The organism is Sulfitobacter maritimus (genome assembly GCF_013346665.1).
In the GTDB taxonomy this organism is placed as follows: domain Bacteria; phylum Pseudomonadota; class Alphaproteobacteria; order Rhodobacterales; family Rhodobacteraceae; genus Sulfitobacter; species Sulfitobacter maritimus.
In genome coordinates this window covers 521655-540759 of record NZ_JABVBB010000034.1, presented here as the reverse complement: position 1 = coordinate 540759, position 19105 = coordinate 521655, and the positions used below count along the sequence as shown (strand labels likewise).

Below are 19105 nucleotides of genomic sequence, written 5' to 3'. Positions count from 1 at the left end.
ATCAGAACGCCTCCCCGTTCTGATGTCTGTACCCGGGGTGCGCGTCACTTTCCTCCTCCCTGATGAGGCGGACCCCGACAAGAGACCCGAAGCCGACCCTCCCTCGACGCTTCGGGCCGACATAGAAACGGCGGCACCTTCCTCCCAAGGTGTCGTCGTTTTTTGTTTTTAAACGCTCTTTCTTAGTTCTACCCGCCCCGTTAGCCTGCCTTGATAGGCAAGGAATAGGCAGCATATGAGCGGTTGGGTCTTTATCGCGGTGATCGCCGCCGCAGCGCTGCACGCGCTGTGGAACGCATTGGTCAAAGGCGGTGCGGATAAGACGCTGAACATGGGCGCTGTGATTATCGGCCATGCACCGCTCGCCATACTGGCGGTCATCTACGCCCCGCTGCCCGCGCCCGAAAGCCTGCCCTACCTCTTTGCCGGACTGGCCCTGCATTTCGGCTACCAATGGTTTTTGTTGCGCGCCTATCTCTTGGGGGACCTCACCCAAGTCTACCCCATCGCCCGCGGCTCGGCCCCGCTGATCGTGGCGCTGTTTTCGGTGCTGGTGCTGGGCGTGCATCTCGAAGGCATGGAGCTTCTTGCCATCGCGATCATCGGAGCGGGCATTATCAGCCTCGCGCTCGTGCGCCGCGCCGATGGTTTGCGCAACGGCGACGCGGCGGTGCTGGCGCTCATCACCGGGCTATTCATCGCCAGCTATTCGCTCGTTGACGGCCTTGGCGCGCGGCTCTCTGGCAGTTCTTTGGCCTTCTTCGGCTGGATGGCGCTCGGCAACGGGCTGATGATGACCGCTTTCCTCGCGGTCACCTCGCCGCAAAGCCTGCGTGATCTGCCGCGCAAGGGTTTGCCCGTCTTTTTGATCGGCGGCAGCGCGTCCTTCGTCGCCTATGCGCTGGTGACATGGGCCTTCACCCAAGCGCCCATCGCACTGGTCACGGCGCTGCGCGAAACGAGCATTGTCTTTGCCCTGCTGATCGGCGTGGTGTTTTTGAAAGAGCGCCTGAGCCTTATGAAACTCGCCTCCACCATGACCACGCTGCTCGGCGCGGTGCTCTTGCGCTTCATACGGTCCTGAACCGTCTTTACCCGAGATTAACCAAGCCCTTGCTACCCCCAACAAATGAGGAAAACGCTTTCGCTTGTCCTGCCCGTACTGATTCCATCGTGGCAGTTTTTCAAAACGATCGAGCCTTCGCCCCGCGTGCAATGGGCGCGGATTGGCGGTGGCGGCCCACGCTGGCAGGAATTCCGCCCGCGCCCGCAACGACTCAGCGCTGCGCAGATGTTCAAACGGCTGTTCTACAATGCGGTATGGAACGAAGCCCTATTCGTCGTCAGCTGCGCCGAACGGATCGAAGCCGAACCCACTGCCCACAGCATCACCGAAATCCAACGCCGCATCATCGCGAGCCTGCCCCATCTGTCTGACGCGACACTACAATTCCGCCTGATCTTCATAGACCGAAACGGCCAAGACCTTCTTTACCGCTCCGCCTCCTTCCCAGCCCGCCCCGCGTCGTGAGTCTTGAGACCGCCCTGCGCGCCACGGAAATTCTACTGGCGTTGGTGTTCCTCCAACAAAGCGCCGAACACATCTTTCACCGACGCGGCGAAGCTCTGCTCTTCGCCCCCGCGCCGTCTTGGCTTTGCTGCTGCTCGCCGGCATCGCTCCGCTTCCGGTGCTTCTCACCCTCTCGGCCCATAGCCTTCTCATCCTGCACCGCTTCGCCGGACCCTACAACGGCGGCTCCGACCGTATGGGGCTGCTCACGCTCTATTGCCTGACGCTGGCGCACGCTCTTCCCCCCGGCCCGGCCCGCGAAGGCGCGTTCGGCTATCTCGCCGTGCAGGTGCTGCTGTCCTATTTCATCTCCGGGCAGGTCAAAGTCATCAACCCCGACTGGCGCAGCGGCCGCGCCTTGCAAGATGTCTTCGCCTTTTCCGCCTATCCAGTCAGCGAAGACCTCCGCAACCTCGCTGCCCGCCCGCGCCTGTTGTGGCTGATGTCATGGTCGGTGATGCTGTTCGAACTGGCCTTCCCCGCCGCCCTGCTCCACTCAGCAGCCCTCATCGCCGCGCTCGTCGTGGCAGCCCTGTTCCACCTTGCCAACGCCTGCCTCTTTGGGCTGAACCGTTTCGTCTGGGCCTGGCTCGCCGCCTATCCGTCAATCCTCTGGCTACAGAACCGATTGCTCGGCTAAGCGCTCAAAACGGCACGTCATTCCCACCCGTCAGGAACCGCGAAACGACCTTTTTGGTGCCCGCCTTTTCAAAAGCGACCTCCATCTTGTCGCCCTCGATCCCAACCACCTCGCCATAGCCGAACTTGTCATGGAACACCCGCTCGCCCATCTCAAAGGCCGCGACCGCTTGCATGTCGATCGTCACATTCTTGCTCTCGCGCGGCTGGCTCATGCCCCGCGCCCCGCTGCGCGCCTGAAGCCGTCGCCAACCGGGCGAATCGTAGACATTCGCGCTGGCCGCCCGGTCATGCAGATCGGACTGAGGCATCGCCGCGCCAAAACCACCGCCATAAAGCCCCGGCGGGGTCAGCACCTCGACATGCTCTTCGGGCAGTTCATCGACAAAGCGCGATGGCATCGCGTTCTGCCACTGACCAAAGACCCGCCGGTTCGCGGCAAAGGAGATCGTACAGACCTGCTCGGCCCGCGTGATGCCCACGTAGGCCAGCCGCCGCTCTTCCTCCAAGCCCTTGATTCCGCTTTCATCCATGGACCTTTGCGAGGGGAACAAGCCGTCTTCCCAGCCCGGCAAGAACACCATCGGAAACTCCAGCCCCTTCGCGGCATGTAGCGTCATGATCGAGACTTTCTCCCCATCGCCCTCCTGCTCATTGTCCATGATCAGACTGACGTGTTCCAAAAATCCCTGCAGGTTTTCAAAGCCTTCCAGCGCCTTGACCAATTCCTTGAGGTTCTCCAGCCGCCCCGGCGCTTCGGGCGTTTTGTCGTTCTGCCACATGCCGGTGTAGCCGCTTTCATCGAGGATCATCTCGGCCAGTTCCACATGGCTGACCTCAGGCGGCCCATAATCCACGCGCAGGGGCGCTGCCCCGTCATCCAGCACGGAATCATCTTCGCTGATCTCAATCCGTGGCCCGCGCAGCATGGACGACCAGCGGTCGATCCCTTCAATCAGCAGCCGCAGCTGCGCGGCGCCCTTGCCCGACAGCCCATCATGCGCCAGCAAAATCCGCGCGCCTTCGACAAGGTTCACCCCATGATCCCGCGCCGTGCGCTGAATTTTCTGCTGCGCCTTGTCGCCAAGTCCGCGTTTGGGCGTGTTCACGATCCGCTCGAACGCCAGATCATCATCCGGGCTGGTAACGACCCGGAAATAAGCCATGGCATCGCGGATTTCCAAACGCTCATAAAAGCGCGGCCCGCCGATCACCTTATAGGGCAGACCGATGGTCAGGAACCGATCCTCAAAAGCCCGCATCTGGTGGCTTGCCCGCACCAAAATCGCCATATCGTCCAGCGAAAACGGGTCCATTCCCCGTGTGCCGCGCTGCGCGGATTCGATCTCGTCCCCGATCCAGCGCGCCTCTTCCTCACCGTCCCAATGGCCGATCAGACGCACCTTCTCGCCCTCGGTCTCCTCGGTCCAGAGCGTCTTGCCCAAACGCCCCTCATTGCCGGCAATCACCCCCGAGGCCGCCGCTAGAATATGTGGCGTCGAGCGGTAGTTCTGCTCCAGCTTCACCACATGAGCGCCGGGGAAATCCGTCTCAAACCGCAGGATATTGCCCACCTCAGCGCCGCGCCAGCCATAGATCGATTGGTCATCATCGCCCACGCAGCAGATGTTTTTATGCCCCTGCGCCAAGAGCCGCAGCCACAGATACTGCGCCACGTTGGTATCCTGATACTCATCAACGAGGATATATTTGAACCAGCGTTGATACTGCGCCAGCACATCCGGGTGTGCCTGAAAGATCGTCACCATGTGCAGTAGCAGATCGCCGAAATCGGTGGCGTTTAATTCGATCAGACGTTTCTGATACTGCGCGTAAATCTGCGGCCCCCGGTGATTATAGGCTCCGGCATCGGCGCTCGGAATTTTTTCGGGCGTCAAGGCACGGTTCTTCCAGCCGTCGATGATCCCCGCCAGCATTCGCGCGGGCCAACGCTTGTCGTCAATGCCTTCTGCCGCCACCAACTGCTTCAGCAGCCGCAGTTGATCGTCTGTATCCAAAATCGTGAAATTGCTCTTCAGCCCGACCAGTTCCGCATGCCGCCGCAAGAGCTTAACGCAGATCGCGTGAAAGGTGCCGAGCCAGGGCATCCCCTCCACCTGATGGCCTAGCATCTGCCCCACGCGGTTCTTCATCTCCCGCGCGGCCTTGTTGGTGAATGTCACCGCCAAGACCTCATTGGGCCGCGCCCGTCCGGTGTTCAGCAGATGCACGATTCGCGCCGTCAGCGCCCGCGTTTTGCCGGTGCCCGCGCCTGCAAGCATCAGCACCGGGCCGTCCAAAGTCTCCACCGCAGCCCGCTGCGCAGGGTTCAACCCATCAAGATAAGGCTGCGGACGCGCCGCCATGGCACGGGCGGACAAAGATGCGCCTTCAAAGGCGTCCATTTCATCGAAATCACTCATGCCCGTAACCTAGCGCGTCCGCGATATGAGATAAAGAGACGTTCCGCAAATGTTCCAGCAGTTCCCGCTCAGGTAGCTATTATCAGCCGGAAAGGCCGCGAATAGGCCATAAGACCCTTCGAATTTTAGCAGAGCCGCGAATGTTTACCCGTTGATAATTCTTTGCACCCAAGGTGACCCCTCAATACCTTGTCAACCAAAGGAACCGCTCATGTTCAGAAACGATGACACCTCGGTCCTGCGCCGCGAGCTTGATCGGTTCAAACTGCCGATGTTTATTGCCGAGTTGAATGCGGACAGCGGTCATTTCGAAATTTTGGCCCTCAATGCCGAGCATGAGGCTCATAGCGGCATGGTGATGAAAGACGTGATTTGCCGCCCCCTGCATGATTTCATGCCCTTTGAGGAAGCTGAAGCGGTCAATCAACGCTACGCACGCTGCGTCTCCGATGCGGCGCAGATCCGGTATCGCGAGATGCTGCATATGCCGCGCGGCCCGCTGATCTGGGACACCACATTGCACTATGTGCAGACCCCGCAAGGCGCGGACCGTATCGTTGGCAGCGCGGTCGTTGTGGAACGGGTAAAACGCGACAACCGCGATACACTTGCTTTCGAAGATGTCCGCTATTTCGCAGCCACGTCTTCGTTCAAACTCGAACAGATTTCCAGCGTGCTCGATGCGGCTGAAAAAGGCTTGATTGACCCTGCAAAGCTTACCGGTTCTGCCGGAATGCTCGCGGGTCTTTGCCGCGCCATCGACAGCACTATGCAGGAATTGCGCGGCATCGCGCAGGAACGACTTGATGCAGAGCCTGCACCGGGCGTGCATCTCATCGATCTCGACAACGACGAGGATGAAGGCGAGAACGAAGTGGAAGCCGCGATTTCTGCTCTCGTCGATCTGGCGGGGAATCTCACCACGCCGCCTGCCAGCGACCCCCCTCAAGCCGCGCGAATAGCGCGAAGCTGATACAGGCAGCAATGCACATCTGCGCAGGCCGTCCTCTCACGGCTATAAAGGTCGCAAACGCCTTCCAAACCTAACAAAATACTCGGCGCCTTTCCGGACCAACAACAACCACGGTGCAAGGCTCTGGACAAACCCCAGACCGGTAGCACAAATGCGCGCATGGATTTACATGCGACCTACCCCGCCCTTTCGGACCTGCGCCACCGTGCGCGCAAACGCTTGCCCAAGTTCGTCTGGGAGTACCTCGATTCCGCCACCGGGACCGAGGCCACAAAACACCGCAATCGCGCGGCGTTGGACCGGGTAGGTCTCATGCCTTCTGTGCTGCATGGTGAGTTTACGCCGGATCTCAGCGTCACTCTCATGGGGGAAAAACTTCCGCTGCCTTTCGGCATGTCGCCTTTGGGGATGTCTGGGCTGATCTGGCCGGATGCTGAATGTCATCTGGCCCGCGCCGCCGCCCGTGCAGAGATGCCTTACGGCCTATCCACCGTCGCCGCCGCCAGCCCAGAAGACCTTGCGCCGCATCTGGGCGCGCATGGTTGGTTTCAACTCTACCCGCCCCGCGACCCGGAAATACGCGCCGATATGCTTGCGCGTGCCAAGGCTGCGGGCTTCAAAACCCTAGTGCTCACCGTCGACGTCCCCGTGGCCTCGCGCCGCGAACGCCAGACCCGCTCTGGTCTCACCAGCCCGCCCGTCCTCACCCCGCGCCTGCTTGCGCAGGTTGGCATGCGCCCTGCGTGGGCGATCGGCATGGCGCGGCGCGGCCTGCCGCATATGCGGATGCTCGACAAATACGTCCAAGGCACCGCCACTGCGAACCTGCCGCCCACTGCCCATGTGGGCTACCTGCTGCGCACCGCACCAGATTGGGACTACCTTAAATGGCTGCGCGACCATTGGGATGGCCCGCTGGTGGTCAAGGGTGTCTTGCGGCCCGAAGATGCCGCGCCGTTGAAGAAAGCAGGCGTCGATGCGATCTGGGTTTCGAACCATGCAGGCCGGCAGTTCGACGCCGCCGCCGCCAGTGCCGAAGCGCTGCCCGCGATCCGCCAAGCCACCAATTTGCCGATCATCTTTGACAGCGGCGTCGAATCCGGTCTCGACATGCTGCGGGCCTTTGCGCTTGGCGCCGACTTCATCATGCTGGGCCGCGCGTTTCATTTTGCGCTTGCCGCTCTTGGCCCGCGCGGCATCGACCATTTAATCGATCTGCTGACCAAAGACCTGATCGCGAATATGGGCCAACTCGGCGCGCGGCATCTGCGCGATCTGCCAGCCCCTTTCGACCTATCGCCGCTCCGATAAAAACCTTACAGAAATGTAACAAACACCGCCCATGCCCCCTTGCGCTGCACCGCAGCATGCCTAAGCTGCCGCCACGACAAGCAAGGGGGAGACCAGCTCGTGACCGAATTTAGTAAAATCCTAATCGCCAACCGTGGCGAAATCGCGATCCGCATCATGCGTGCGGCCAATGAGATGGGCAAGAAAACGGTCGCCGTCTACGCCGAAGAGGACAAGCTCGGCCTGCATCGGTTCAAAGCGGATGAAGCCTACCGCATTGGCGAAGGTCTTGGCCCCGTCGCCGCCTACCTCAGCATTGATGAGATGATCCGCGTCGCCAAAGCCTCCGGCGCTGACGCGATCCACCCCGGCTACGGTCTGCTCTCGGAAAACCCTGAATTCGTCGACGCTTGCGAGCAAAACGGCATCACCTTCATCGGCCCCCGCGCCGAAACCATGCGCGCCTTGGGCGACAAAGCCTCCGCCCGCCGGGTCGCCATAGAAGCCGGCGTGCCGGTCATCCCCGCCACCGAAGTGCTCGGCGAAGACATGGACGCGATCCGCGCCGAGGCTGCTGAAGTCGGCTACCCCCTGATGCTCAAAGCCTCCTGGGGTGGCGGCGGTCGCGGCATGCGCCCGATCATGTCTGAAAAAGAACTTGAAGAAAAAGTCCGCGAAGGCCGCCGCGAAGCCGAAGCCGCCTTTGGCAACGGCGAAGGCTATCTGGAGAAGATGATCCTCCGCGCCCGTCATGTCGAAGTGCAAATATTGGGCGACAAACAGGGCGACATCTACCATCTCTATGAGCGTGACTGCTCGGTCCAGCGCCGCAACCAAAAGGTCGTCGAACGTGCCCCCGCCCCTTACCTGAGCGAAGACCAACGCGCCGAAATCTGCGACTTGGGCCGCAAAATCTGCGCCCATGTGAATTACGAATGTGCCGGCACCGTCGAATTCCTGATGGATATGGACGACGGCAAATTCTACTTCATCGAAGTGAATCCCCGCGTGCAGGTCGAACATACCGTCACCGAAGAGGTCACCGGCATCGACATCGTCCGCGCCCAGATCCTCATCGCTGAGGGCAAGAGCCTCGCCGAAGCCACCGGCAAGGCGCGCCAAGAGGACATCACCCTCACTGGCCACGCGCTGCAGACCCGCGTCACCACCGAAGACCCGCAGAACAATTTCATCCCCGACTATGGCCGCATCACCGCCTACCGCTCGGCCACAGGCATGGGCATCCGGCTCGACGGCGGCACGGCCTATGCAGGCGGCGTCATCACGCGCTACTACGACAGCCTGCTGACTAAAGTCACCGCCAAGGCCCCCACGCCTGAAATGGCCATCGCCCGGATGGACCGCGCCTTGCGCGAATTCCGCGTGCGCGGCGTGTCGACTAACATCGCTTTTGTCGAAAACCTGCTGAAACATCCGACGTTTCTAAGCAACGAATACACCACCAAGTTCATCGACGAGACGCCCGAGTTGTTCGAGTTCGAACAGCGCCGCGACCGCGCGACCAAGGTGCTGACCTATATTGCGGACATCACCGTGAACGGCCATCCGGAGACCAAGGGCCACGCCCTGCCCGCCGCCCATGTGCGCGACCCCAGACCGCCCGCGCTGCGCGGCGAGCCGCAGATGGGCACACGTAACCTATTGGAACAAAAGGGCCCGCAGGCCGTGGCCGATTGGATGAGCCAGCAGCGACAACTGCTTATCACCGACACCACCATGCGCGATGCGCACCAGTCCCTGCTCGCCACCCGCATGCGCTCGCGCGATATGATCCGCGTGGCCCCAGCCTATGCCGCCAACCTGCCGCAGCTCTTCTCGGTCGAATGTTGGGGCGGCGCGACCTTTGACGTGGCCTACCGTTTCTTGCAGGAATGCCCGTGGCAGCGCCTGCGTGACCTGCGTGCCGCCATGCCCAATGTCATGACGCAAATGCTCCTGCGCGCCTCCAACGGCGTGGGCTACACCAACTACCCCGACAATGTGGTGCAGAAATTCGTCGCCACCGCCGCCAACACCGGGGTTGATGTGTTCCGCGTCTTCGACAGTCTGAACTGGGTCGAGAACATGCGTGTGGCGATGGATGCGGTGATCGAGTCGGGCAAGATCTGCGAAGGCACGATCTGCTACACTGGCGACATCTTTGACCCCGACCGCGCGAAATACGACCTTCAGTATTACGTGAACATGGGCAAAGACCTGAAAGCCGCCGGCGCTCATGTCTTGGGTCTTAAAGACATGGCCGGATTACTCAAACCCGCCCAAGCCCGCGTGCTGGTCAAAGCGTTGAAATCCGAGGTCGGCCTGCCGATCCACTTCCACACTCACGACACCGCCGGCAGCGCCACGGCGACGATCCTTGCGGCCTCCGAAGCGGGCGTCGATGCGGTCGATTGCGCGATGGATGCGTTCTCGGGCAACACCTCGCAAGCGACCCTTGGCACCGTGGTCTCCGCATTAAAGCACACCGACCGCGACACCGGGATCGACATCAAAGCCGTCCGCGAAATCTCTGATTACTGGGAAGAAGTGCGCGGTCACTACGCCGCCTTTGAGACCGGTATGCAGGCCCCGTCTTCCGAGGTCTATCTGCACGAAATGCCCGGCGGCCAGTTCACCAACCTCAAGGCGCAAGCCGCTTCCATGGGACTAGACGACCGCTGGCCCGAGGTCGCCCGCACTTATGCGGATGTGAACCAGATGTTCGGCGATATCGTCAAGGTGACCCCCTCCTCCAAGGTGGTGGGCGACATGGCGCTGATGATGGTCTCCCAAGGGCTGACCCGCGCGCAGGTCGAAGACCCAAACACCGATGTGTCCTTTCCCGACAGCGTAATCGACATGATGCGCGGCAACCTCGGCCAACCACCCGGCGGCTTTCCCGAAGGCATTGTCAAAAAGGTGCTGAAAGGCGACACGCCCAATACCGACCGCCCCGGCAAACATCTCGCGCCGGTGGATATTGAAGCCACGCGCAAGGACCTCTCCGAAAAGCTCGACGGCATCCAGATCGACGATGAGGACCTCTGCGGCTATCTCATGTATCCCAAGGTTTTCCTTGATTATATGGAGCGTCACAAACTCTACGGCCCGGTGCGCACCCTGCCGACCCATACGTTCTTTTACGGCATGGAACCGGGCGAGGAAATCTCCGCCGAGATTGACCCCGGCAAGACCTTGGAAATCCGTTTGCAGGCCGAATCTGAGGCCGGTGAAGATGGCGAGGTCAAAGTCTTTTTCGAATTGAACGGCCAGCCCCGCATCGTCCGCGTGGCCAACCGTCTGGTCAAAGACGCCACCGTGCAACGCCCCAAGGCCGAAGCTGGCAATACCAACCACATCGGTGCGCCGATGCCGGGGGTGGTCGCCTCTGTCGGGGTCAAAGTCGGGCAGAGCGTCAAGACCGGCGATCTGCTGCTGACCATTGAGGCAATGAAGATGGAAACCGGCCTGCACGCCGAACGGGATGCCGTGGTAAAGGCTGTCCATGTGCAAGCCGGGGGCCAGATCGACGCTAAGGACCTGCTGGTCGAATTGGAGTAACGCACCCAAGCGGCGCGTCTTATTATTAGACGCGCCGTTCAGCCTCCCACACCGGTCCGAAATCGAGCTTCCGACGCCAGGCCATCGCCTGCCCGCCTGTCACGCCAAGGGCATGCCTGTTCATATTTGCGCACTTCGGGTGCGACGGGTAGACGATTTGGTGGGACTAGGCGCTACACCGCGAACACATATCGTGACGGGAAAGATCACGCGTCGGGTCGCCAACCCCTGGCAGGCGCTGAGCACACTAAATAACTTTCAGGTAACGATCACACCATCCGCCACGTTAACCCGCCCCTTACCGCCGAATCCCCACACCCAAGCAGCACGCCCAGTGTACGCCCGGTGCACAACTTGTGACTCACAAAATCCCAACAATATCAAACCCTAACAACTCAAACTTAACGCCGCGCTCAAACACCCCCCACCGCGTCCCCGCGCCGCATTGTTTTCGCGCCCTCAGATGTTATCTTTTCTGCATCCTGAGCCAGAGCCTTGCCATGCCCTACAAATGGACAACCCCGCCTCGCGCCACCCCGCAGCAAATGCGCCTCTGGCCGCATCAATCCCTGCCTGCGCGTGGCTTTGCCGCCTTTATGCTGGCGACCTTTATCATGGCGATGGTCCCGCTTGTCGCGCTGCTCGGCACGGTGTTCCTCTGGGGTTTATTACCATTTGTTATCTTGGCCTTAGCGGCGCTCTATTGGGCATTGCAGCACAACCACCGCGCCCGCCAGATCGAAGAGGTCCTGACCCTCAACGACACCACTGCCACCTTGATCCACACAACCGCCAAGGGCGAGGTCAAAGAGTGGGACTGCAACCGCTATTGGACGCAGGTGACGAAATACGAAGAGGACGGCCCAGTCCCGCATTATGTCACGCTCCGCGGCGAGGGCCGCGAGGTCGAGATCGGCGCGTTCCTCAGCGAAGAAGAACGCATCGCGCTGTTCGAAGATCTCTCCCGTCACCTGCAACGGCAAAAGGGCTGAACTTCGCAGCCCAGCCCTTTGTAATTCAACTAACTTTCTGCGCCGACTATTGGCTCAACCGCGCCTTGATCACCGGCCCGACAGCGCCGAAATCCATCTGTCCGGTATAGCGTTCTTTCAGCAGGCCCATCACCTTGCCCATGTCCCGGATCGAGGTGGCGCCGATTTCCTCCACAGCCGCATCTACCGCCGCTGCGGTTTCCGTCACGCTCAACTGGCGTGGTAAGAATTCCTCAATGACTTCAACCTCTTCGCGCTCGCGCTCGGCCAAGTCCAAACGCCCGCCTTCCTCATAGGCCCGCGCTGATTCCTGACGTTGTTTGGCCATCTTGCTCAAAATCGCCAGAACCTCAGCCTCAGACACACCGTCATCATTGCCTTGGGCGCGTGCGGCAATGTCCTTATCCTTGATCGCAGCATTGATCAGCCGCAGGGTCGACAGCCGGTCCGCCGCCTTGTCTTTCATCGCCTGTTTCAGAGCATCAGAGATGCGGGTCCGCAGTGACATGGTGGTTTTCCTGTGTTCGCTCATGACAAGGGTCCGAGCATACCCGCTATGCCGCGCGGCGGCAATGGGGGGGCAGTCCGCGGTAAGTACCTGTAAAACCACGAAATCTCATTTGACAGCAGCTATTGACCCGCCCCGCTGCCGCGATTAGGTTGCCACCCGTTTACCCGCTCATTCCCTGCCCGGAGACTGCCCCATGTCCGCGCCCGCTCGCCCCCGCCCAACCGCCTGTCTTGCCCTCGCCGATGGCTCCATCTTCTACGGCATGGGGTTCGGCGCCACCGGCCAGACCGTCGCGGAGCTGTGCTTTAACACCGCCATGACCGGCTATCAGGAAATCATGACGGATCCGTCCTACGCGGGCCAGATCGTGACCTTCACTTTCCCGCATATCGGCAATGTCGGCACCAATCCCGAGGACGATGAAACCGGTGATCCGGTCGCCGCTGGGATGGTGGTGAAATGGATGCCCACAACCCCAAGCAGCTGGCGCAATGTGCAGCCCTTGTCCGACTGGCTCGCCGCCCGCGGCCGCATCGCCATTGGCGGCGTCGACACCCGGCGTTTGACCCGCGCGATCCGCCAGCAAGGCGCGCCCCATGCGGCCCTCGCCCATGATCCCAACGGCAATTTTGATGTCGAAGCGCTGGTCGCCGCCGCGCATGATTTTGCCGGGCTTGAAGGCATGGATCTGGCCAAAGATGTCACCTGCGCGCAAACCTACCAGTGGAACGAAATGCGGTGGGCGTGGCCCGACGGCTACGCGCCCCAGACAGAGGCAAAACATAAAGTCGTTGCAGTGGATTACGGCGCAAAACGCAACATCCTGCGCTGCCTTGCCTCGGCTGGTTGTGACGTGACCGTACTGCCCGCCACGGCCACCTATGAAGACGTCATGGCGCATCAGCCTGACGGTGTTTTTCTGTCCAATGGACCCGGCGATCCTGCGGCGACGGGCGCCTATGCCGTGCCGATGATCCGCGACGTTTTGGACAAGACTGATCTGCCCGTTTTCGGCATCTGCCTTGGCCACCAAATGCTGGCCCTCGCCCTTGGGGCCAAGACCGTCAAGATGAGCCATGGCCACCACGGCGCCAACCACCCAGTCAAGGACAACGACACCGGGAAGGTCGAGATCACCTCGATGAACCACGGCTTTGCGGTCGACGGTCAATCCCTGCCCGAAGGCGTGCGCGAGACGCATATCTCGCTCTTTGACGGGTCGAACTGCGGCATCCGCGTCGATGGCCGCCCCGTCTGGTCCGTGCAGCACCACCCCGAAGCCAGCCCCGGCCCGCAGGACAGCTACTATCTGTTTGAACGGTTTAGCCAAGCCATGGCGGATCGGGCCGCTTAATTTGATCTGCTTTCAGTTGCACTGATCGAGATTAACGCACGCTTAACGGTTTGCTGTCACTTTCCTATCAATTTGATTGATGGGGTATGTGATGAGCACGCTACGCTTGCTTTTGCCAGACCCGCAGGCGGCATCACCGCCCGCGGAAAGGCTGCCAATAGGCCGCTATCTCGTCAATTCCGGCGCGATTAGCCCTAAGGATTTGCTCCACGGTCTGGCGTTGCAGCGCCGAATCGACGTGCCTTTGGGTGAAATTCTGGCCGCCGAAGGGCTGATTTCACGGGCCGACATTCTGCACGCGCTCGCCCATCAGTACCAAGCCCAGCCTGTCGATCTTTGCAAAGACCCGCCTGATCCACGGCTGCGGCATCGGCTCCCTGTCGCGCTCTGTCTCGAATTCGGCGCCGTGCCTTGGCTGGAGATTGGCGACAGGCTGCTCGTTGTAACCGGTCAGCCAGCCCAGTTCGACCGCCTTTGCGCCTGTATGGGAAGCGCAGGAAAGCGGTTTTTGCCGGTGATCGCGGAACCCCAGCAGGTTCAGGACCACATTACCGCGCTCTATGGTCAGGAACTCGCGCATAAGGCCGCAACCCGCGTGCCAATGGTCGAAAGCTGCCGAGGGTGGGCAGCCAATCCACTACGGCGGCAAATCTGGGCCGTGGCGCTCTGCAGCGTGATTCTCGCTTCTGTTTTCCTTGCACCCACCGTAGCGCTGTCTGCCGCGTTGCTCTGGGCTACGCTGACCTTAGCCATGACCACCGGCCTCAAAGCCGCAGCACTCGCCTCCACCCTTCTCAAGCCGCGAGCGCCTACGACGCCCCCCCGCGTCCCGCCTTCCGACTTCCGCCTGCCGCGCGTTTCGGTGATGGTCCCCCTTTATAAAGAGCAGGAAATCGCAAGCGCATTGATTTCCCGGCTCTCACGGCTGACCTATCCAAAATCGTTGTTGCAGGTCGTGCTGGTGTTAGAAGCAGGTGATGAGGTGACCCGAGAGACCCTCAACCGCACCGCCCTGCCCAGTTGGATCAGCCTTATCGAAGTGCCGGAAGCCGGCCAGCTGCGCACCAAACCCCGCGCGCTCAACTACGCGCTCGATTTCTGCAAAGGCAGCATTATCGGCGTTTGGGATGCGGAGGATGCACCGGAACCCGATCAAATCGAACAGATCGCCACCCGCTTTCACCAAGCCCCGGACAATGTGGCCTGCCTGCAGGGGGTGTTGGACTATTACAACAGCCGCAGCAATTGGATGTCACGCTGTTTTGCCATTGAATATGCCAGTTGGTGGCGGGTGCTGTTGCCCGGCGTGGCGCGGCTTGGGCTGGTCGTCCCCTTGGGCGGCACCACCCTGTTTTTCCGGCGCGAGATTCTGGAGCGGTTGGGGGGCTGGGACGCCCACAACGTGACCGAGGACGCCGACCTCGGGCTTCGGCTCGCACGGCACGGCTATGTCACCGAAATCCTGCCCACCGTCACCTATGAGGAGGCAAACTGCCGTCCTTGGCCTTGGGTCCGGCAACGGTCACGGTGGCTTAAAGGTTTTTTAACGACTTGGTCTGTACATATGCGCGCACCGCGCAGGCTAATGAAAGACCTTGGCATGGTTCGTTTTCTGGGTGTGCAAACGCTGTTCTTGGCAACATTCTCGCAATTCGCCCTTGCCCCGCTGTTGTGGTCCCTTTGGCTGACCTTCGTCGGTCTATCCCATCCGGCGGCGGAACTGCTCGGGCCCGCGGTGATGACAGGGGTGATCGGTCTGTTCATCCTGTCGCAACTGCTGAACCTCAGCCTGTCCGCCTTCGCCGTATCAGACCGACGCCACCGGCATCTTCTGCCCTATGTGCTAACGCTGCCTTTCTACTTCGCCCTCGGCGCTCTGGCCGCGCTCAAAGCGCTCTACGAATTTGCCAGCAGCCCATTCTATTGGGACAAAACGGCCCACGGCCAATCCTCAGAAGAAGAGCCGACAGACTGCGCCGCCCGCGCAGGTCACGTCAAAAATCATCCTCCCGTCGCGCCGCTTCCTGCTTCAGCCGTGTCATAAAGGCGACTGAGATGTGTTCGCGCAACGCGTTATCGGCACCGTCTTCATCACGGGCCTCAATCATACGAACGATCTGATTATGTTCCGCCTGCGCAATCTCCCCCCGCCCTTCGACAGCCAAGGATGACGTGGCCATCAGCGCCATGGAACGGTGAACAAGATCAAGCTGTTGCACCAGATAGCGGTTGTGGGACGCAAGGTGGATCTGTTTGTGAAACCGCTTATTGGCCCGCGCCAAAGCGTTCGGATTATCCGCCAAAGCGTTGTCAGCATCCACCATTTCGCGTAGCACGCGGACCTCCTCCGCGGTGGCATGACGCGCGGCCAATCGGGCGGCCAAGCCTTCCAGTTCACCGCGTACCACATAAAGCTCGGCCATCTGGTTGTGGTCCAGCGAGGCCACGATCAGGCTGCGCCCATCCCGCACCAGCAAAGACTGCGTTTCCAACCGCTGCAAGGCTTCCCGGATCGGGGTGCGCGACATGCCAAAACGGTCCGCCAATTCGCTCTCCACCAAACGGTCGCCGGGGCGGTAGGTGCCAATATCAATCGCCTCTAGGATCATTGAATAGGCATCTGTTGGGCCGGATTTCGGTTGGTTGATCAGGTCGGGCATTCGTCACGCATCCTTGCAAGTTGCGTCACCTTACGCACCCCGACCATATGCGCAACCCGCAGGGCTTGCGCACCCCACGGTCTCGCCCTACCTCTAGCGCCATGCCGCGCGATGCTTTCACTCATGTCACCACCTGGGTCTTTGATCTGGACCAGACACTCTACCCGCCCTCGGCGCGGCTCTTCGATCTGATCGAAGCGCGCATGGTTGATTGGGTCATGCAGGCGATCAAAGTCGACCGCGACCGCGCCAACCACCTGCGAATGCACTATTGGCAGACCTATGGCACCACGCTGGCCGGGCTGATGCGCGAACATGGTGTCGATCCCGGCCCCTATCTTACAGACGTGCATGACATCCCGATGGACCGGCTCACCCCCGACCCCGAGCTTGCCCGCGCTATCCGCGCCCTGCCGGGCCGCCGCATCGTCTATACCAACGGCTGCGCCCCCTATGCCGAAAGGGTCCTTGCGGCCCGAGGTCTCAGCGGGCTTTTCGATGCGGTTTACGGTGTCGAACATGCGGATTACCTGCCCAAACCGGAACGCGCCGCCTTTGACAAAGTCTTTGCCATCGACGGGTTTGAGACCACCACCGCCGCTATGTTTGAAGACGATCCACGCAACCTCGCCGCCCCCCACGCCTTGGGCATGCGCACCGTCCACGTGGCCCCCGAACGCGGCGAAGGCGACCACATTCACTACCATACACAAGACCTTTGTGATTTCCTTATTCGGGTATCGGGCTGATGGCATTTGACTGCGACATACTGATCTCAGGCGGCGGCATTGCGGGGCTGACCGCGGCGGCTGCCTTCGGCTCTGCTGGGTTCAAAGTGGTCTGCGTGGACCCCACCCCGCCAGTGACGGAGTCCGAAGCCGACGGCGCCGACATGCGCTCCACCGCGCTGCTGCAACCGGCCCGCGCGCTGCTTGAAGAGGCCGGTCTCTGGCCCCGGCTCGCGCCCCATGCGGCCCCATTGCAAATCATGCGCATTGTTGACGCGGGCGGCGAAGAAGCCACGCCGCGCACCACGCGCGAATTTGACGCCGCCGATATCTCTGACGCGCCATTCGGCTGGAATTTCCCCAACTGGCTGCTGCGCCGCGAGTTGCTCGCCCGGCTTGATGATCTGCCCAACGTCGATTTCCGCCCTGGCACCGGCACGACCACCCTCTTTACCCGTAGCAGCGAAGCCCGCGTTGGCCTGAGCGACGGTGGCCGGATCAAGACTCGTCTGGTGGCCGCCGCCGATGGCCGTAACAGCCCGATGCGCGACGCCGCCGGGATCGAAGTCACAACCCGCCGCTACGGGCAAAAGGCACTTGCCTTCACCGTCACGCACCCGATCCCGCACGACAACGTGTCGACCGAAATTCACCGCTCAGGCGGCCCTTTCACCCTTGTCCCTCTTCCGGACCGGGACGGATTGCCCTCCTCCGCGGTGATCTGGATGGACGATGGCCCCGTCACACAGGCCCGGGCGGCGCTGGACGTGTCCGCCTTTGAAGCCGAAGCGACGGCGCGTTCTGCCCATCTTTTCGGCCCTCTGACCCTTGTCAGCAAACGCGCCCTTTGGCCGATCATCAGCCAAGAAGCCAAACGTCTGTCTGGTGAGCGCATCGCCCTGCTGGCCGAGGCCGCGCATGTGGTGCCGCCCATTGGCGCGCAAGGGTTAAATATGTCGCTGGCCGATCTGACAACCCTGTTGGACCTGGCGCGCCAAGCGCCCGATCAGCTGGGCGATGCCAAGATGTTGGACGCCTACCATAGCGCCCGTCACGCCGACATCTCGCTCAGGGTACGCGGCATTGACCTATTGAACCGTGCCAGTCAAGCGCGCACGCCGCTGGCCCGTGAGGCGCGGGCAGCGGGTCTAAACGCGCTCTACGCGCTGCCACAGGTGCGCAAAACCCTTATGCAGATGGGGCTGGGTCTGCGCCGCTGAACGCGGCGCAAACGCTCAAAACACTTCGTCCAGCACCTTGGTCAGACGCGCCACAGTGGCGTCGACGTCATAAAGTTTATCAAGCCCAAACAGGCCCAAACGGAAGGTGCGGAAATCATCTGGCTCCCCTACTTGAAGCGGCACGCCCGCGGCGATCTGCATGCCCCGCGCGGCGAAAGCCTTGCCACTTTGCACATCGGGATCATCTGTATAGCTGACCACCACACCGGGGGCCGCGAAGCCCTCTGCCGCGACTGAGGTCACCCCGCGTTCCGCAAGCGCCTTGCGCACCGCATCCCCCAAACGCCATTGCGCTTCCTTTAACCGTTCAAACCCATAGTCCCGGGTCTCGCGCACCGTATTGCGAAAATCGCGCAGCGCATCGGTTGGCATCGTGGCGTGATAGGCATGACCGCCCGCCTCATAGGCCTTCATAATGTCGCGCCATTTGCGCAGATCAATGGCGAAACTGTCCGATGTGGTTTCTGCCAGTCGTGCTTCGGCGCGGGCGGACATCATCACCAATCCGGCAGAGGGCGAAGCGCTCCATCCCTTCTGCGGGGCCGAGATTAACACATCGACGCCAAGCGCCTTCATATCGACCCAAACGCAGCCCGAAGCGATGCAATCGAGCACCATCAACGCACCGACTTCTTCTGCCGCCGCTGCCATCTCTTTGATGTAATCATCCGGCAAAATCATGCCCGAACTGGTCTCGACGTGCGGCGCGAAAACCACCTGCGGGCGATGCTCACGGATCGCTGCAGTGACCTCTTCAATTGGTGCGGGCGCAAAGGGCGCGGGAGCGGTATTGCCCTGCATCCGCGCTTTGAGCACTTCGGCCTTGGCGGTGAGATCAGCGCTTTCGATAATCTGGCTCCATCGGTAGGAAAACCAGCCGTTGCGGACGACCAAGACTTCCTGTCCCCGCGCGAACTGCCGCGCCACCGCCTCCATCGCATAGGTCCCGCCGCCCGGCACCAAAGCGACAGCTTTGGCGTTATAAACCTCGCCTAACCAAGCCGAAAGATCCCGCATAACTTGCTGAAACTCCGCCGACATATGGTTGAGGGACCGGTCCGTGAAGACCACGCTGAATTCATCCAACCCTGTCGGGTCTACCGTGTCGAGCAATGCCATTGAAGGTCCTCCATCTATCAACGAACAGGCATATGGCCCGCAGC

General features: G+C 61.2%; 15 protein-coding genes. 11 read left to right on the top strand and 4 right to left on the bottom strand.

The features are described 5' to 3' along the window. The first annotated feature begins 235 nt into the window (after positions 1-235). From HTT03_RS12705 to HTT03_RS12695, 3 genes are all read left to right on the top strand, one after another. Complete coding sequence (locus HTT03_RS12705; protein ID WP_174860143.1) at positions 236-1084, top strand: DMT family transporter; 849 nt, start codon at positions 236-238, stop codon at positions 1082-1084. A 45-nt stretch (positions 1085-1129) separates the two neighbouring features. Continuing rightward, positions 1130-1531: a hypothetical protein gene (locus HTT03_RS12700; RefSeq protein ID WP_174860142.1), complete on the top strand. Its 402-nt coding sequence runs from the start codon at positions 1130-1132 to the stop codon at positions 1529-1531. A gap of 118 nt (positions 1532-1649) precedes the next feature. Next, a complete protein-coding gene (locus HTT03_RS12695) occupies positions 1650-2210 on the top strand; it encodes an HTTM domain-containing protein (RefSeq protein WP_246253484.1) in 561 nt (186 codons plus the stop codon). A 4-nt stretch (positions 2211-2214) separates the two neighbouring features. On the opposite strand, the gene HTT03_RS12690 is transcribed toward HTT03_RS12695, so the two are convergent. Further along, positions 2215-4632, bottom strand: coding sequence for an ATP-dependent helicase (locus HTT03_RS12690; RefSeq protein WP_174860141.1), 2418 nt, complete (start codon positions 4630-4632; stop codon positions 2215-2217). Between the two features lie 211 nt (positions 4633-4843). On the opposite strand from HTT03_RS12690, the gene HTT03_RS12685 reads away from it, so the two are divergent. The 4 genes from HTT03_RS12685 to HTT03_RS12670 all read left to right on the top strand — a co-directional run bounded on the left by HTT03_RS12685 (position 4844) and on the right by HTT03_RS12670 (position 11448). Continuing rightward, on the top strand, positions 4844-5605 hold the full coding sequence (locus HTT03_RS12685; RefSeq protein ID WP_174860140.1) for a hypothetical protein: 762 nt from the start codon (positions 4844-4846) through the stop codon (positions 5603-5605). Between the two features lie 159 nt (positions 5606-5764). Next, entirely contained in the window at positions 5765-6916 is a 1152-nt protein-coding gene (locus HTT03_RS12680) for an alpha-hydroxy acid oxidase (RefSeq protein ID WP_174860139.1), read from the top strand. A gap of 99 nt (positions 6917-7015) precedes the next feature. Next, positions 7016-10456, top strand: a complete 3441-nt coding sequence (locus HTT03_RS12675) for a pyruvate carboxylase (RefSeq protein ID WP_174860138.1) — start codon at positions 7016-7018, stop codon at positions 10454-10456. A 500-nt stretch (positions 10457-10956) separates the two neighbouring features. After that, positions 10957-11448 (top strand): DUF2244 domain-containing protein, encoded by a 492-nt coding sequence (locus HTT03_RS12670; protein ID WP_174860137.1) that lies wholly within the window; start codon positions 10957-10959, stop codon positions 11446-11448. A 46-nt stretch (positions 11449-11494) separates the two neighbouring features. Here HTT03_RS12670 and HTT03_RS12665 read toward each other — a convergent pair whose 3' ends face one another. Then, positions 11495-11956, bottom strand: a complete 462-nt coding sequence (locus HTT03_RS12665) for a GatB/YqeY domain-containing protein (RefSeq protein WP_174860136.1) — start codon at positions 11954-11956, stop codon at positions 11495-11497. Positions 11957-12152: 196 nt separating this feature from the next. Here HTT03_RS12665 and carA point away from each other — a divergent pair, with 196 nt between their 5' ends. Together carA and HTT03_RS12655 are read left to right on the top strand one after the other, a co-directional pair. Then, positions 12153-13313 (top strand): glutamine-hydrolyzing carbamoyl-phosphate synthase small subunit, encoded by a 1161-nt coding sequence (carA, locus tag HTT03_RS12660; RefSeq protein ID WP_174860135.1) that lies wholly within the window; start codon positions 12153-12155, stop codon positions 13311-13313. Positions 13314-13404: 91 nt separating this feature from the next. Next, positions 13405-15357, top strand: a complete 1953-nt coding sequence (locus HTT03_RS12655) for a glycosyltransferase (RefSeq protein ID WP_174860134.1) — start codon at positions 13405-13407, stop codon at positions 15355-15357. Here HTT03_RS12655 and HTT03_RS12650 read toward each other — a convergent pair. After that, positions 15308-15973 carry a GntR family transcriptional regulator gene (locus HTT03_RS12650; RefSeq protein ID WP_174860133.1) on the bottom strand — a complete coding sequence of 222 codons (666 nt, stop codon included), beginning with the start codon at positions 15971-15973 and terminating at the stop codon, positions 15308-15310. The genes HTT03_RS12655 and HTT03_RS12650 overlap by 50 nt on opposite strands. A 101-nt stretch (positions 15974-16074) precedes the next feature. Between HTT03_RS12650 and HTT03_RS12645 the strand changes: the two genes are divergently transcribed. Together HTT03_RS12645 and HTT03_RS12640 are read left to right on the top strand one after the other, a co-directional pair. Next, entirely contained in the window at positions 16075-16722 is a 648-nt protein-coding gene (locus HTT03_RS12645; RefSeq protein WP_174860351.1) for a pyrimidine 5'-nucleotidase, read from the top strand. After that, positions 16722-17921, top strand: a complete 1200-nt coding sequence (locus HTT03_RS12640) for a UbiH/UbiF family hydroxylase (RefSeq protein WP_174860132.1) — start codon at positions 16722-16724, stop codon at positions 17919-17921. The genes HTT03_RS12645 and HTT03_RS12640 overlap by 1 nt, the downstream gene beginning before the upstream one ends. Before the next feature lie 15 nt (positions 17922-17936). On the opposite strand, the gene HTT03_RS12635 is transcribed toward HTT03_RS12640, so the two are convergent. Further along, positions 17937-19061, bottom strand: a complete 1125-nt coding sequence (locus tag HTT03_RS12635; protein ID WP_174860131.1) for an aminotransferase class V-fold PLP-dependent enzyme — start codon at positions 19059-19061, stop codon at positions 17937-17939. Between the last annotated feature and the right edge of the window lie 44 nt (positions 19062-19105).